Raw genomic sequence first — 13,811 nt, forward strand, 5'->3', positions numbered from 1 at the left:
ACGCCCGCGGCGGTCACGCGCGCTGTACGCCCTGCGCGGAACATGGATCGTACCTATCCCAGGAGGAGCCGAGATGAGCAAGCGCAACCCGATGATTTCCCCTGTGCTGGCTGCATCGCTGTCGCTGGGCCTGCTGGCCGTCGCGGGCCAGGCGTGGGCCGTCGATCCGCCGCCGCAAGGTTCGAAGATGGAATCCGACGAGCCGGTGACCGATACCTGGATCACCACCAAGGTGAAGAGCGACCTGCTGGCGACCCGCAACGTGTCCGGTACCGACATCAAGGTGGAGACGCGCAATGGCGTCGTGAGCCTGTCCGGCACCGTGAAGAGCCAGGCCGAGCGCGACAAGGCCGTGGCCACCGCCAGGGCGATCAAGGGCGTCAAGAGCGTCGATGCCAGCGGGCTCGAGGTGGGCGGCAGGTAAAAGGGCAGGGCAGTTCGCCGATGGCGAGCCATCGGCGGGGATGCAGGGCGCGTCGACGACGCGCCCTTCTTCATGGGGAGGGGAAAGCGGAAACCGGAACGTCCGCGCGTTCTTCACGCGGAGTGCACTTACGATTGCCGGTTTTCGGCGACGTTCAGTAAAGTGACGGGACGGGAAATCTTAACGGTTAATCACGACAGGAACGTGATGGCGGACAATGTCGCGCTATCGCCACGGCGAACGACGGGAAAGGGATCGATGCAGGCAACGAGCAGTGCAGACGTATGGGACCGCTGGCGCCTGCCATTGCTGGCATTGGCGGTGTTCCTGATCGTCGTCGTTCCCTCGTTGCTGCTGCAGCAGATGGCGCGCAATGCCGACAGCGCTGCCAACCGCGCATCGCACAGCCAGGAAGTGCGCGAGCAGGCGCAACGCCTGGAAGCGTCGCTGCGCGACCTGGAATCGGCCGCACTGGCGCGTTCGCACGACGTGGACAAGCCGATCCTGCGCGAGCGCATGGCCGAAGGCCGCCAGGAAGCCGAAGCGGCACTGGCGCGCCTAGCCGTGCTGACCCGCGACAACCCCAGCCAGCAGTTGCGGCTCGGACGCACGGAGGCCACCGTCGAACGCCGGATGGCGACCGCGGAGGAAATCGCCACCACGCGCGATCCCGCGCAGATCCGCGTCCTGATCGAGGACATGACCACGCGCAGCCCGGTGCGCGCCCTGATCGACGGCGTGCAGGACGAGGAAGCGCGCCTGCTGGCGCTGCGCCAGGGCGAGATGCAGCGCCAGCGCACGCTCTACAACGTATTGAGCTGGACCGCGCTGGTGGTGCAGTTGCTGCTGCTGGGCACCGTGGTGTGGCTGCTCCAGCGCCAGATCCGCCGGCGCCTGGTGGCCGAACGCGGGTTGCTGCATGCCAGCGGCCGCGCCTCCGCGGTGCTGCAGACCGTGCGCGAGCCGATCGTGCTGCTGGATGGCCAGCAACGGGTGATCCTGCACAACCCCGCCTTCGCCGAGCTGTACGGATTGGAGGAAGGCGCCAAGGCCCCCGAGCAGCTGCTGCTGAAGGACGTGGGCGGCGGCGCCTGGAACGACGTGCTGATCCAGCAGCGCCTGTCGGACATCCTGCTGCGTGGGCGCGAGCTGTGGGACTTCGAGCACGAGCAGCGCGCCGCCGACGGCGTGGTGCGGACCATGCTGCTCAACGCGCGGCGCATGCTGCTGCCGGGCTCCGAGGACGAAGTGGTGCTGATGACGGTCAGCGACATCAGCCTGCAGAAGGCTGCGCAGCGGCGCATCCAGGAGCTCAACCGGCAGCTGGAGGGCAAGATCGAGCAGGTGTCGGAGGTCAACCGCGAACTGGAGGCCTTCAGCTACTCGGTCTCGCACGACCTGCGCGCGCCGCTGCGCCACGTCGCCGGCTTCGCCGACAAGCTGTCGCGCCACCTCGGCGAGCAGGCGGACGAGAAGTCGCGCCACTACATGGACGTCATCAGCAGCTCCGCGCAGCGGATGGCGGCACTGATCGACGACCTGCTGGTGTACTCGCGCCTGGGCCGCAGCGCGATGCGCATGCAGGCGGTGGACATGCAGTCGCTGGTGGCCGAGACGCGCTCGATCCTGGACGCCAACCTGCAGGCGGAGAATTCCGCGCGCCGGGTGGAATGGCGGATCGCCCCGTTGCCGATCCTGGTGGCGGACGAGAACATGATGCGGCAGTTGTGGATGAACCTGATGAGCAACGCCGTCAAGTACAGCGCCAAGCGCGAAGTGGCGCGCATCGAGATCGACTACGAGGCGCTGCCCGACGGCAGCCACCATTTCGCCGTCCGCGACAACGGCGCCGGCTTCGACATGGATTACGCCAGCAAGCTGTTCGGCGTGTTCCAGCGCCTGCACAAGGCCAGCGAATATCCCGGCACGGGCATCGGCCTGGCCAGCGTGCGCCGCGTGCTTTCGCGCCATGGCGGGCGCATCTGGGCCGAGAGCGCTGTCGACCAGGGCGCCACCTTCCATTTCATCCTGCCTCCCGCGCTTGAAGCGGCCAACACGGAGTCCAACGCATGACCTCCATTCGCACCATCCTGCTCGCCGAAGACAGCGCCGCCGACGCGGAAATGGCCGTCGACGCGCTGCGCGAGGCCCGGCTGGCCAACCCGATCGTGCACGTGGAGGACGGCGTGGAGGCGATGGACTACCTGCTGCGCCGGGGCGCGTTCGCCGGCCGCGAGGAAGGCCTGCCGGCGGTATTGCTGCTGGACATCAAGATGCCGCGCATGGACGGGCTGGAAGTGCTCAAGCAGATCCGCGCCGACGAGCAGCTCAAGCGCCTGCCGGTGGTGATCCTCTCGTCCTCGCGCGAGGAGCGCGACCTGGCGCTCAGCTGGGACCTGGGCGTCAACGCCTACGTGGTCAAGCCGGTGGACGTCGACCAGTTCTTCAACGCGGTCAAGACCCTGGGCACGTTCTGGGCGGTCATCAACCAGGCACCGGAGCTGGGTTGAGCGCGATGTCGAACGAAGCCGCAAAGCTCGGCACGCTGCGGATCCTGCTGATCGAGGATTCGCCGGAGGACGCCGAACTGTTGTCCGACCAACTGCTCGAAGCCGGCCTGGACGCCGTCTTCGAGCGGGTGGACAGCGAGTCGTCGCTGCGCCTGGCGCTGGAGTCGTTCCAGCCGGACATCGTGCTGTCGGACCTGAGCATGCCCGGCTTCTCCGGCTACCAGGCGCTGCGCGTTGTGCGCGAGAACAACGCCGCGATGCCGTTCGTGTTCGTTTCCGGCACGATGGGCGAGGAGACCGCGGTCAAGGCGCTGCAGGACGGCGCCAACGACTACATCATCAAGCACAATCCCACGCGCCTGCCGGCCGCGGTGGCGCGCGCGGTGCGCGAGGCGCGCGCGGACATGGACCGCCGGCGCGTGGAAGCCGAACTGATGCGCGCGCAGCGCCTGGAGAGCCTGGCGCTGCTCGCGGCGGGCTTCAGCCACGACCTGCGCAACATCCTGCAGCCGCTGCTGATCGTGCCCGACCTGCTGGCCGGGCGTACCGACGATCCGCAGCTGCGCCAGCTCGCCAACGTCATCGCCGAATGCGGGCGGCGCGGGCACGAAATGGCCGAATCGATGCTCTCGTTCGTGCGCGGCTCGAGCAAGGCGCGCGAGCAGGTGGCGATCCCGCAGTTGTTCCAGGCCGTGCAGTTGCTGCTCAAGAGCAGCCTGCCCGAGGGCGTGCACCTGCGGCTGGACGTGGCCGACGACGCGCTGAGCGTGGAGGCCAACTACACCGAGCTGCAGCAATGCCTGCTCAATCTCGGGCTGAACGCGCTGCAGGCGATGCCGCACGGCGGCACGCTGACCCTTTCCGCCGCCGCCACCGATGCCGAGCATGTCCGCCTGAGCGTGGCCGACACCGGCGTGGGCATGAGCGAGGACACCCGCGCCCGGCTGTTCAGCCCGTTCTTCACCACCAAGGCCGACGGCACCGGCCTGGGCCTGGTCTCGTGCAAGCGCATCGTCGAGTCCTACGGCGGCAGCATCAGCGTGGAGAGCGCGCCGGGCAAGGGCACGAGCTTCGACATGGTGTTGCCGGTGCGCGCCGGCGTGGTGCCGGAGGTCGAGTCCGACGCGCCGCTGGTGCCGGGCAGGGGCCAGCGCATCCTGCTGGTGGACGGCGAGGCCACGCGGCTGTCGCTGCTGGGCAACGCGTTGTCCAGCCAGGGATACCGGCCGCACCTGGCGATCGATGGCGCCGCGGCGTTGCAGTACGCCCAGCAGAACGTGCTGCCGGACCTGGTGATCGTGGACAGCGACATCATCCTGCTGTCCGCGGTGAGCCTGCTGCTGACGATGCAGGAACTCGGCTACCAGGGCCCGGCGATCGTGCTGGAGGACATCGGTTCGCCCTTGCAGCACGAGCACTATCCGGCCGAGATCCCGGTGCATGTGCTGCACAAGCCGCTGGAGATGCGCCGGGTGTTCCGTGCCGTGGCGATGGCGTTGGAAGAGCCGTGATTCGGGATTCGTAGAAGCCGGCTTCGGAGAGACGCCGGCTACGGCAGGGGGATCGGCCTCGACGGGCTTTGCCGGCCTACCGTGGCCTGAAACCCCCAGGAGAAACATCGGATCGCTTGACAGCCAGGTCTTGGCAAGGACCCTTGCCCGAATCCCGAATCCCGAATCCCGAATCCCGAATCCCGAATCCCGAATCCCGAATCCCGAATCCCGAATCCCACCCCTTCACTGCTGCGCCGCTTGGTCCTCCGGATCGCGGCGGATCGCCGAGCGCCGGGGCGGCAGCGGCGGCAGGGCGCCGGGCGCCGCGGAGGTGTCGGCTTCGGGGAGCGCCGGCTCCCAGGGGAAGCGCGGCAAGGTGCGCACCGCATTCTCCAGCTTGCGCGACCAGTTCTCGTGGATGTCGGCGTACAGCGGCGTATCCGCCTCCAGGCGCATGCGCTCGGTGACGCGCAGGTCGTTGGTGCGGATCAGCGCCAGGTCGATCGGCATGCCGACCGACAGGTTGGAGCGGATCGTCGAGTCCAGCGACACCAGCGCGGTGCGGGCGGCGTCCTCCAGCTTCATCTCCGGGCGGATGATGCGGTCCAGGATCGGCTTGCCGTACTTGGACTCGCCGATCTGCATGTAGGGCGTCTCCGGCGAGGAGGCGATCGCGTTGCCGAGCGGGTAGATCATGTACAGACCCGGCCGCTCGCCGGCGATCTGGCCCCCCAGGATCAGCGTGGCCGAGGTGCTTACGCCGCTCTGCTGGGCCTGTTCGCTGAGCTTGGCCTGGCTGGATACCAGCACCTCGCCCACGTACTCGGCGGCCTCGAACAGGTGGCGGAACGCGCGCAGGCTGCGCGGCGCGCCGTCGTCCGCGTCCCGCTGCAGCTTGGCGAGGGCGAGCTGGGTCGTGGCGAGATTGCCGGCGGACATGATCGCGAACACCGCCTGCCCCGGGTATTCGAACACATGCAGCTTGCGATGGACGCGCACGTCGTCCAGCGAGGCATTGGTGCGGGTGTCCGCGGCGAAGACCAGGCCTTCGTCTGTTTCGATGCCGACGCAATAGGTCATGGTGCTGCCCGTGGCTGTGCAGGCCGATTCTATGCACCGCGGCGGGGCGGTGACTAGTGCGGGACCGCGCCGCCGGGCCGCACGCCGCGGTTGACGCTGCCCCGCCGCGCATGCGCGAATATCGCATGACCACGGTGCTTCTCAGCCTCGGCAGCAACCTCGAACCGGCGCGCCATCTGGGCGCGGCGCTGCGCGAGCTGCGCGCGGCGTTCGGCGAGCTGGCCGTTTCGCCCGCGTACCTGACCCCGGCCGTCGGCTTCGACGGGCCGGATTTCCTCAACAATGCAGTGTCGCTGGAGACCGACATGGCACTGCCGGCGCTGGATGCCTGGCTGCATGCGCTGGAGGACCGCCACGGCCGCGACCGCAGCGGTCCGCGCTTCGGCAACCGGACCCTGGACGTGGACATCGTCTTCTATGGCGATGCGATCGTCGAAGGGCCGGGCCACCTGCGCATTCCGCGGCCGGAGCTGAAGCATGCCTTCGTGCTCCGGCCGATGGCCGACATCGCGCCGGATTTCGTCGACCCGGTGACCGGACGCACGCTGGCCGAGCTGTGGCGGGCGCATCCGGACCACGACCGGGCGTTCGAGGTGGTGGCGCTGTAGCGCCGGATGGGTCTGGCTGGGCGCATCGGCGCTTGTGGGCGCGGGCGGCTTCTGCGGGAACGGCTTTTGTGGGAGCGGCTTCTGTGGGAGCGGCTTCAGCCGCGATGGGGCTTTCGTGCAGATCCCTCTGCAACAGCCTGCACATCCCTGTGCAGGGGTTCAATGGGAAAAACCCATCGCGGCTGAAGCCGCTCCCACAAGAGCCAATGGAAGCTGGCTCCCGCGGCGGCGGCGCGCGTTGTCAGGACAGCGTGCGGCCGCCGTCCAGCGGCAAGGTGTGGCCGGTGACGTAGCCGGCGTCTTCCAGCAGCCAGCGCACCGCCTCGGCCACTTCTTCCGGGGTGCCGGTGCGCGCGAGCGGCGTACGCGCCAGCAGCGCCTGTTGCGCGGCCTCGCTCTTGCCCTGTTCGGGCCACAGGATGGCACCGGGCGCGATCGCGTTGACGCGCACGCGCGGCGCCAGTTCCAGCGCCAGCGAGCGCGTCAGCATCGCCAGCGCCGCCTTGGCCGCGGTGTAGACGGCGTGGTCGCGCAGCGGCTGGCGGGCGTGCAGATCGGTGATGTTGACGATCGCCCCGCTGCGGGCCTGCAGGTGCGGGGCGGCGGCCTGGGCGAGGAAGAACGGCGCGCGCGCGTTGACCGCGAACAGGTCGTCCCACTGCGCCGGCGTCGCGCCGCCGAGCGGGGTCGGATAGAAGTTCGAGGCGTTGTTGACCAGCGCGTCCAGCCCGCCGAACCGCGCCAGGCACTGCGCCACCAGCCCGCCCGGGGCCTGCGGGTCGCGCAGGTCCGCATGCAGCGTCGCCACGCTCCCCGGGCGCAGGGCCAGCAGTTCGTCCGCCAGCGCCTGCAGCGCGTCGCCGGAACGATGGGCGTGCACGGCGAGGTCCCAGCCGCGCGCGTGCAGGCGGCGGGCGATCGCCGCGCCGATGCGGCGCGCGCCGCCGGTGATCAGGACGACCTTGGCAGTTGAAGACATCGCGTGGTTCCCGCTCGGCTATCCTGTGCATTGTCCACGCAATCGATCCCGCCATGCACGCCGACCTTCCCCCTCCCGGTACCGACGCGCTCGAGCACAGCGAGCGGCTCGCGGCCCACCTGCGGGCGGAGATCATGGCCGCGGGCGGGGCGATCCCGTTCTCGCGCTTCATGGAAGTGGCGCTGTATGCGCCGGGCCTGGGCTACTACAGCGCCGGCGCGCACAAGTTCGGCGAGGCCGGCGATTTCGTCACCGCGCCGGAGCTGGGGCCGCTGTTCGCCGCCACCGTCTCCGGTGCGCTGGCGCCGGTGCTGCAGCAGCTCGGCCCGCAGTCGCGCATGCTCGAACTGGGCGGCGGCAGCGGCGCGTTCGCCGAGGTCACGCTCAAGCGCCTGCTGGAACTGGACGCGCTGCCGGAACGCTATGCGATCCTGGAGCCGAGCGCCGACCTGCGCGAGCGCCAGCGCGAGCGGCTCGGCAAGTCGCTGATCCCGCCGGTGTTCGACCTGGTCGAATGGGTGGACGGCCCGTTCGCCGACGACTGGAACGGCGTGCTGTTCGCCAACGAGGTGATCGACGCGCTGCCGACCCCGCGCTTCCTGATCCACGAGGGCGAGATCCACGAGGAGACCGTCGCGCTCGACGGCGAAGGGCGCTTCGTGCGCGGCATGCAGCCGGCCGATCCGCTGATGGTCGCCGCGGTCCGGCACATCGAGGCGTACCTGGAGCGGCCGTTCGAGAACGGCTACCGTTCCGAACTGCTGCCGCAGCTGCCGTACTGGATCCAGGCGGTCGCGGGCGGGCTGAAGAGCGGCGCGATGCTGTTCGTCGACTACGGCTATCCGCGTTCGGAGTACTACCAGCCGCAGCGCACCGACGGCACCTTGCGCGCGTTCTATCGCCACCGGGTGCACGACGACCTGTACCGCTGGCCGGGACTGCAGGACCTCACCGCCTCGGTGGACTTCACCGCGCTGGCCGAAGCCGGCACCGGCGCCGGCTTCGGCCTGGCCGGCTATTGCACGCAGGCCAGCTTCCTGCTCGGCAATGGCCTGCACAAGCTGCTGGAAGTCGCCGATACCCGCACCGACGAGGTCGGGCGCGTGCGCCTGCGCGAGCAGGTGAAGCGGCTGACCCTGCCCAGCGAGATGGGTGAGCGCTTCCAGGTGATGGGGTTCTCGCGCGACGTCGATCTCAACGCCGCGTTCCTGATGGGCGACCTGACCTGGCGGTTGTAGGTCGTGCCGGTCTTGCGTCCGTTCGCGCGGCCCCGCCTGTGGCAGGGGCTTTGGTGGATCGGCGTCGCCGTGGTGTTCGCGGTCTGCCTGCTGCCGGCGCCGGACCTGCCGCAGGTGCCGGAAGGCGGCGACAAGGTCGAGCATTTCCTGGCCTATTTCCTTCTCGCCGCGGCTTCGGCGCAACTGCATGCGCGGCGCGCGACGCTGTGGCGGCCGGCGCTGGGCCTGCTGCTGATGGGCGTGCTGATCGAGGTGTTGCAGGGCGCGCTGACCGCCACGCGCAGCGCCGATCCGGCCGATGCGCTGGCCGACGCGGTCGGCGTGGTCGCGGGGCTGGCGCTGGCGTGGACGCCGGCGCGTGGCTGGTTGCAGGCGTTGGATCGGAAGTTGTTCCGGTAATGCTGCTCCCACAGAGAAGCTACAGCCGCGCCGGATCGATCACCACGTGCTTGATGCGCCGGCGCTTCCACGTGTAGGTGACATGCACCAGGCCATCGCGGGCCTGGATCACCGCCGGATAGGAGAACTCGTCCTTCGGGCTGTGTTCCAGCGTCAGCACGCGGCGCCAGTGCACGCCGTCGCGGGACAGCGCCACCGCCAGCGTGCCGCGGCCGTCCCACCAGTCCTTGCCGGCCACCGCCGGGTTGTAGACCAACAGGGCGCGGCCATCGCGCAGCATCGTCGCGTCGGTGCCCGCGTTGGGGTTTTGCAGGTCGAGCAGGGTCATCGGCGACCAGGTCTCGCCGCCGTCCTCGGAAAAGGTGCTGAAGACGCGGTCCTGCCGCGTGCGCCCGAGCGCCTGCAGGCGACCGTCCGGGTGCAGCAGCAGGCTGGGCTGGATCGCGCCGATCTGGGCCGGATCGTTGAGGTCGCCGCCGCGCTGCCAGTGCGTGCCGCCGTCGTCGCTCCATTCGATATGGGCACGCCACCGCTCGCCATCGGCCTCGGTGCTGCTCGGGGCGAGGATGCGTCCATCGGGCAACTGCAGCGGCTTGTTCTTGATCGGCCCGAGGATGCCGCCAGGCAGGCGCCGCGCCGTCGACCAGTGCCGCCCGTCGTCGTCCGACGTGGCGAGCAGTCCCCACCACTGGCGCGGGTTCGGGCCGGCCTTGTAGTAGAGCTGCAGCGGGCCGTGCGCGGGCTGGAACAGCACCGGGTTCCAGGCCGGCTGGGTGCCGCCGTCGGCGACCTTGCGCGGCGCGGACCAGCCGTTCGCATCGCGCTCGCTCAGCCAGATCGCCACGTCGGGCGCGCCCTCGTGCTCGCCGCCGAACCAGGCGGCCAGCAACCGGCCATCGCGGGTCTCGACGATGGTCGAGGCGTGGCTCTGCGGCGTGGGCGGTGCCGCGGCGACGAATTCGCCGAGCACGATCGGCGACGACGCGGCCGCAGCGCCCGTGGACGACAGCAAGGCCAGGACGGCGAGGGCGAACAAGCGCGGCATGGAATGGGTCCGTGAGATTGGTGATATACCTGTATATGATCTATTAAATACCATATGCTCGCGGTTCAGGCGGCCCGCCGGCCGCCGACCCCCTTCGAGGATCCGCGATGAAACGACGCCCGCTTTCCCCGTTGCGCTGGTTGGCCGGATTCGGCCTGGCCTTGGCCCTGCCGGCCGCGATCGCCCAGAACTTCGCCGAGGTGAAGCCCTCGCCGCAGCAGGTGGCATGGCAGGACCTGGAGTTCGGCGTGATCGTGCACTTCAATCCCAACACCTGGCTCGACCAGGAATGGGGCGACGGCACCGCCAGCCCGAAGGTCTTCAACCCGACCCAGGTCGATCCCGGCCAGTGGGCGCGCGCGGTCAAGGCCGCCGGCGCGAAGTACCTGATCCTGGTCGCCAAGCACCACGACGGCTTCGCGCTGTGGCCGACCGCGCAGAGCGAATATTCGGTCAAGAACAGCCCGTGGCTGGGCGGCAAGGGCGACCTGGTGAAGATGACCGGCGAGGCGGTGCGCAAGGAAGGCCTCGGCTTCGGCATCTATCTCTCGCCGTGGGACCGCCACGAGCCCAAGTACGCCGATTCCAAGGCCTACGACAAGTTCTACGCCGCGCAGCTGGTGGAACTGGCCTCGCACTACGGCCCGATCACCGAGTGGTGGCTGGACGGCGCCGGCAGCGCCGGCCATGTCTACGACTTCGACAAATACATGGAAGAACTGCGCACTTACCAGCCGAACGCGATGGTGTTCGCCGACACCGCGCTGTTCGAGTACGGCGACATCCGCTGGGTCGGCAACGAGGCCGGCTTCATCGAGGGCGAGAACTGGAACGTGATCGATCGCCACGGTTACCTGCGCTGGCGCCCGGTCGAGGTCGATACGCCACTGCACAAGCTGCAGTGGTTCTGGCATCCGAACAGCGACGAGACGCTCAAGAGCGTGGACGAACTGGTCGAGATCTGGGAGAAGAGCGTGGGCCTGGGCGGCCAGCTGGTGCTCGGCGTCGCCCCGGACAAGCGCGGGTTGCTGCCGGAGGCCGACGTGCAGCGCCTGAAGGAGATGGGCGAAGCGATCCAGGCCCGCTACGGCGCGGACAGGAACCTGGTGCCGCGCAACCTGAAGAATCCCGGCGCGATCGCCGCGGCGGTGGACGGCGACCGCGACACCTTCTGGAGCGCGCCGGAAGGCTCGCACAGCGCGGTGCTGGAACTGCAGTTCAAGCAGCCGGTCACCTTCGACGCGGCGCTGAGCATGGAGTGGATCAACGACGGCCAGCTCGTGCAGAAGTACGCGGTCGAGGCCTGGCAGGACGGCAAGTGGGTGCGCCTCGCGCAGGCGCAGGCCATCGGCCGCATGAAGATCGACCACTTCGCCCCGGTGACCACCAGCAAGGTGCGCCTGAACATCCTGTCCAGCGCGGACGCGGTGCATATCCGCGAGTTCCAGCTGTTCGATACGGGGAAGGGCGCGGTGCGTTGAGTTGGAGATGCGGCGCCGGATAGGGGCAGGTCCGCCTGGTGAGGCGAACCTGTCCCCGTCGCTACTTGCTACGCGTCGCCTTGCATCGACACGCTGCACAGGCCTCGGTGGCACGATGGCTAACGCCTGAATTGAACTGACCCGCGAAGCGGGTTCGGCTTGAATGAATTGTTAGGCCGCAGCCAGCTATTGCCCACCCGGTGGCTCCATAGCTCTACTTTGTTGCCGTCCGGGTCGATCACCCATCCGAACTTGCCGAAGTCCGATGACTCTGTGCTGTCCAGCACGTTGCAGCCCTCAGCGCGCAACGCTGCAAGAAGTGTGTCGAGATCAGCTACTCGGAAATTGAGCATGAAGGCGGCGGCGCTCGGCTCCATCTTGTCTGTGTCCAGCGCAAATGGGCTCCAGATGGTCATGCCCGGCTGCCTCTCGGGACCGCCTCATTGGAAGATTGCACCGCCCCAATCTGTCACGTCCAGGTCGAGGTGGTCGCGGTACCAAGCACCGAGTGTTTTTGGGTCTTTGGATTTGAAGAAAATGCAGCCAATCCCAGTGACACGTCTCATGCTCTTCTCCAAAGTGTGGAAGACTTTCTTTGCGGTCTAACGCCTGAATTAAGCCGAGCCGCGAAGCGGCTTCGGCTTGAATGAATTGTTAGGGGGCACGGCCCGGAACCTTTGATTGAGATATTACGGCCAAGAGATAATCAATCCAGCCGAGTATCTGCAACACCCTATCGGCGGGCATATCTCCCAAAAGTTTGTGTTGAACCTGATTCCGGATGAATCCGAACGTGCCAAGAAACAAAAGTTGAGCCGCTTCCTGCTCCGCACGAACATTGCTCACGACGAGGATTGGCTTGTCAACATTGAACGCAAGAGTCACGAGTTGCTTTGCGTTCTTTCCATCCTCGCAGGAAGTCACCGTTCGAAGGCGATTCTCAAGTATTCGAGCAGCCTCTGACACAACCGTGTCATTTCTTTCGCTCTGTCCCGTCTCTTGGAATTGGTTGAATAGATCGAGGCATCGAGTACGCAACTCATGATCCAGGATCTCAATTGAGCCCATCAGAACAGGTCTGGGGCGGTTTTCGGATAGGAGTGGTGTTTCCTGAGACGATGTTTTGGCTCCTGGAGCTGGAGTGACATCGCCATAGCTGGCAAGAAGCTCTAAGGGCGACGCGTTCTTGAACACGCCAGCTGTGAGAAACGTCTCCTCTTTAGCGCTGATCTCACGATCAACGGCAGAAAGAGTGGAAGATGTCACATTGGGTCGACTTGCTAAGGAGTTTCGGCTTTTCTTTAACTTGGCTAGATACAGAAGGCCGACTGATTTCATGAACCTTACGAGCCAATGGCTTGGCGAAAAACTCACATCCCATGAGTTCTCTCTATCAGAAAGCTTCTCTTCGAGCCACCTCTTGATCCGTAGCGTCCGCTCCTTATCGCGCTTAAGTCCTAGTTCGCGACGTTTGTCATCCGTGATAAGGGCCGCTAGATCGGGGTCCGAGGATAGTTCAGCTTCTACCTCTCCCAAGAGTGAGAGGTAGAAGTCAATTGCACGAACGACGAACTCAACTGTCTCGCGTTCAAACATGACCCAGTTGTACTGATGGTCGTCGTGGTTCTCGGAAGTCTCCATGTGCCCCCTAATGCCTGAATTAAGCCGCACCGCGAAGCGGCTTCGGCTTGAATGAATTGTTAGGTGCTTGGCCGGGGAGCGCAACTGCTATGCCAAGTGTCATTGGCGGCATGATGTGACGGAACAATATGCGCGAACCCCCAGCGCCACTGAGCGAGATCTCACTTATGGGCCCCTCGCCGAGCGGGTCCGACTCCACCACGGACTGCACGGTAAAAGGAAGTAACGCCATCGCCGCAGCGAGGGGCTGCATGGTGTAACTCTTGCCGCTAGGTGCCTGCCATTGGAGGGCAGTGGCATCGCACTCTGTGATCTCAAGGCCAAGCGATGGGTACTGCCCTGGCTCTAGCTCAACCTCATACGGCGCGACCCGCAGCAGACGCCCGGTGGAAAGCTCCAGTACAGCCATGGACGTGGCAATTGGCGTCGTATTGGCGTCAACCCATGCAGGGTGAACTGGCTCGCAAGCGAAGGTATGAATTGCTTCTATCGTTGCACTGGCTAACGAGGATGTATCCACAAGCACCTAACGTCTGAATTAAGCCGGGCCGCGAAGCGGCTGGGAGTTCCTACGGAAAAGTGGACACTCGTTTGCTAGTCGCATTGTTCGAACTCGACGGGTGAACGGTAACCCAGCGCCGAATGCAGCCGCTGGTGGTTGTAGAAGTGAACGTAGTCACCGATCGCCAGGCGTAGCGTCCGATCGCTGTCAAAGCGGCGACGGTGGTACAGGTCCGACTTCATCGACTTGTTCCATGACTCCATGTGCGCGTTGTCGTTCATGCGTCGCGTGCGATTGACCGACTGCGCCAGCCCCGCCCGGCCCAGCCGGCGCCGGAAATCGCCGGCCATGAACTCGATCCCCCGATCACTATGGAACAGCGTATCGCATGCCGGGGCGCGGGTGCGCAAT

The 13,811-nt window shown here is 66.7% G+C and carries 14 protein-coding genes; 8 read left to right on the forward strand and 6 right to left on the reverse strand.

The annotated features are described in order from the left end of the window. Positions 1-73 precede the first annotated feature (73 nt). The 4 genes from FD678_RS17420 to FD678_RS17435 all read left to right on the forward strand — a co-directional run bounded on the left by FD678_RS17420 (position 74) and on the right by FD678_RS17435 (position 4,445). Positions 74-424: a BON domain-containing protein gene (locus FD678_RS17420; protein ID WP_256661968.1), complete on the forward strand. Its 351-nt coding sequence runs from the start codon at positions 74-76 to the stop codon at positions 422-424. A gap of 258 nt (positions 425-682) precedes the next feature. Further along, positions 683-2,497, forward strand: coding sequence for a sensor histidine kinase (locus tag FD678_RS17425; protein ID WP_140726849.1), 1,815 nt, complete (start codon positions 683-685; stop codon positions 2,495-2,497). Continuing rightward, the gene (locus tag FD678_RS17430) at positions 2,494-2,934 is read left to right on the forward strand and encodes a response regulator (RefSeq protein WP_140726852.1); all 441 of its coding nucleotides are present in this window, start codon (positions 2,494-2,496) and stop codon (positions 2,932-2,934) included. The genes FD678_RS17425 and FD678_RS17430 overlap by 4 nt, the downstream gene beginning before the upstream one ends. 5 nt (positions 2,935-2,939) lie before the next feature. Then, the gene (locus FD678_RS17435) at positions 2,940-4,445 is read left to right on the forward strand and encodes an ATP-binding protein (protein WP_140726857.1); all 1,506 of its coding nucleotides are present in this window, start codon (positions 2,940-2,942) and stop codon (positions 4,443-4,445) included. 225 nt (positions 4,446-4,670) lie between these two features. Here the strand turns inward: FD678_RS17435 and FD678_RS17440 are convergent, their stop codons facing one another. Continuing rightward, positions 4,671-5,507, reverse strand: a complete 837-nt coding sequence (locus FD678_RS17440; protein WP_140726861.1) for a 20S proteasome subunit A/B — start codon at positions 5,505-5,507, stop codon at positions 4,671-4,673. A gap of 125 nt (positions 5,508-5,632) precedes the next feature. Between FD678_RS17440 and folK the strand changes: the two genes are divergently transcribed. Then, positions 5,633-6,115: a 2-amino-4-hydroxy-6-hydroxymethyldihydropteridine diphosphokinase gene (folK, locus tag FD678_RS17445; protein ID WP_140726864.1), complete on the forward strand. Its 483-nt coding sequence runs from the start codon at positions 5,633-5,635 to the stop codon at positions 6,113-6,115. A gap of 241 nt (positions 6,116-6,356) precedes the next feature. Here the strand turns inward: folK and FD678_RS17450 are convergent, their stop codons facing one another. Next, complete coding sequence (locus FD678_RS17450) at positions 6,357-7,094, reverse strand: pteridine reductase (RefSeq protein ID WP_140726868.1); 738 nt, start codon at positions 7,092-7,094, stop codon at positions 6,357-6,359. Positions 7,095-7,147: 53 nt separating this feature from the next. Between FD678_RS17450 and FD678_RS17455 the strand changes: the two genes are divergently transcribed. Next, complete coding sequence (locus FD678_RS17455) at positions 7,148-8,332, forward strand: class I SAM-dependent methyltransferase (protein ID WP_140726872.1); 1,185 nt, start codon at positions 7,148-7,150, stop codon at positions 8,330-8,332. A 3-nt stretch (positions 8,333-8,335) separates the two neighbouring features. Next, positions 8,336-8,731, forward strand: coding sequence for a VanZ family protein (locus FD678_RS17460; RefSeq protein WP_140726875.1), 396 nt, complete (start codon positions 8,336-8,338; stop codon positions 8,729-8,731). 19 nt (positions 8,732-8,750) lie between these two features. Here FD678_RS17460 and FD678_RS17465 read toward each other — a convergent pair whose 3' ends face one another. Further along, complete coding sequence (locus tag FD678_RS17465; RefSeq protein WP_140726878.1) at positions 8,751-9,776, reverse strand: sialidase family protein; 1,026 nt, start codon at positions 9,774-9,776, stop codon at positions 8,751-8,753. Positions 9,777-9,883: 107 nt separating this feature from the next. Between FD678_RS17465 and FD678_RS17470 the strand changes: the two genes are divergently transcribed. After that, the gene (locus FD678_RS17470) at positions 9,884-11,257 is read left to right on the forward strand and encodes an alpha-L-fucosidase (protein ID WP_140726881.1); all 1,374 of its coding nucleotides are present in this window, start codon (positions 9,884-9,886) and stop codon (positions 11,255-11,257) included. A gap of 119 nt (positions 11,258-11,376) precedes the next feature. On the opposite strand, the gene FD678_RS20465 is transcribed toward FD678_RS17470, so the two are convergent. The 3 genes from FD678_RS20465 to FD678_RS17485 form a co-directional block, all read right to left on the reverse strand. After that, positions 11,377-11,673, reverse strand: a complete 297-nt coding sequence (locus tag FD678_RS20465) for a VOC family protein (protein WP_218569815.1) — start codon at positions 11,671-11,673, stop codon at positions 11,377-11,379. Positions 11,674-11,911: 238 nt separating this feature from the next. Then, entirely contained in the window at positions 11,912-12,898 is a 987-nt protein-coding gene (locus tag FD678_RS17480) for a TIGR02391 family protein (protein ID WP_140726884.1), read from the reverse strand. 594 nt (positions 12,899-13,492) lie between these two features. Then, positions 13,493-13,811: integrase core domain-containing protein (locus tag FD678_RS17485; protein WP_218569816.1), on the reverse strand; the 319-nt coding region annotated here is incomplete at its 5' end.

The organism is Pseudomonas sp. Hp2 (genome assembly GCF_006386585.1).
Taxonomy (GTDB): domain Bacteria; phylum Pseudomonadota; class Gammaproteobacteria; order Xanthomonadales; family Xanthomonadaceae; genus Pseudomonas_S; species Pseudomonas_S boreopolis.

Coding starts and splice junctions, on each gene's coding strand:
- FD678_RS17420 (WP_256661968.1), top strand. CDS start 74: ATGAGCAAGCGCAACCCGATGATTTCCCCTGTGCTGGCTGCATCGCTG.
- FD678_RS17425 (WP_140726849.1), top strand. CDS start 683: ATGCAGGCAACGAGCAGTGCAGACGTATGGGACCGCTGGCGCCTGCCA.
- FD678_RS17430 (WP_140726852.1), top strand. CDS start 2,494: ATGACCTCCATTCGCACCATCCTGCTCGCCGAAGACAGCGCCGCCGAC.
- FD678_RS17435 (WP_140726857.1), top strand. CDS start 2,940: ATGTCGAACGAAGCCGCAAAGCTCGGCACGCTGCGGATCCTGCTGATC.
- FD678_RS17440 (WP_140726861.1), bottom strand. CDS start 5,507: ATGACCTATTGCGTCGGCATCGAAACAGACGAAGGCCTGGTCTTCGCC.
- folK (WP_140726864.1), top strand. CDS start 5,633: ATGACCACGGTGCTTCTCAGCCTCGGCAGCAACCTCGAACCGGCGCGC.
- FD678_RS17450 (WP_140726868.1), bottom strand. CDS start 7,094: ATGTCTTCAACTGCCAAGGTCGTCCTGATCACCGGCGGCGCGCGCCGC.
- FD678_RS17455 (WP_140726872.1), top strand. CDS start 7,148: ATGCACGCCGACCTTCCCCCTCCCGGTACCGACGCGCTCGAGCACAGC.
- FD678_RS17465 (WP_140726878.1), bottom strand. CDS start 9,776: ATGCCGCGCTTGTTCGCCCTCGCCGTCCTGGCCTTGCTGTCGTCCACG.
- FD678_RS17470 (WP_140726881.1), top strand. CDS start 9,884: ATGAAACGACGCCCGCTTTCCCCGTTGCGCTGGTTGGCCGGATTCGGC.
- FD678_RS20465 (WP_218569815.1), bottom strand. CDS start 11,673: ATGACCATCTGGAGCCCATTTGCGCTGGACACAGACAAGATGGAGCCG.
- FD678_RS17480 (WP_140726884.1), bottom strand. CDS start 12,898: ATGGAGACTTCCGAGAACCACGACGACCATCAGTACAACTGGGTCATG.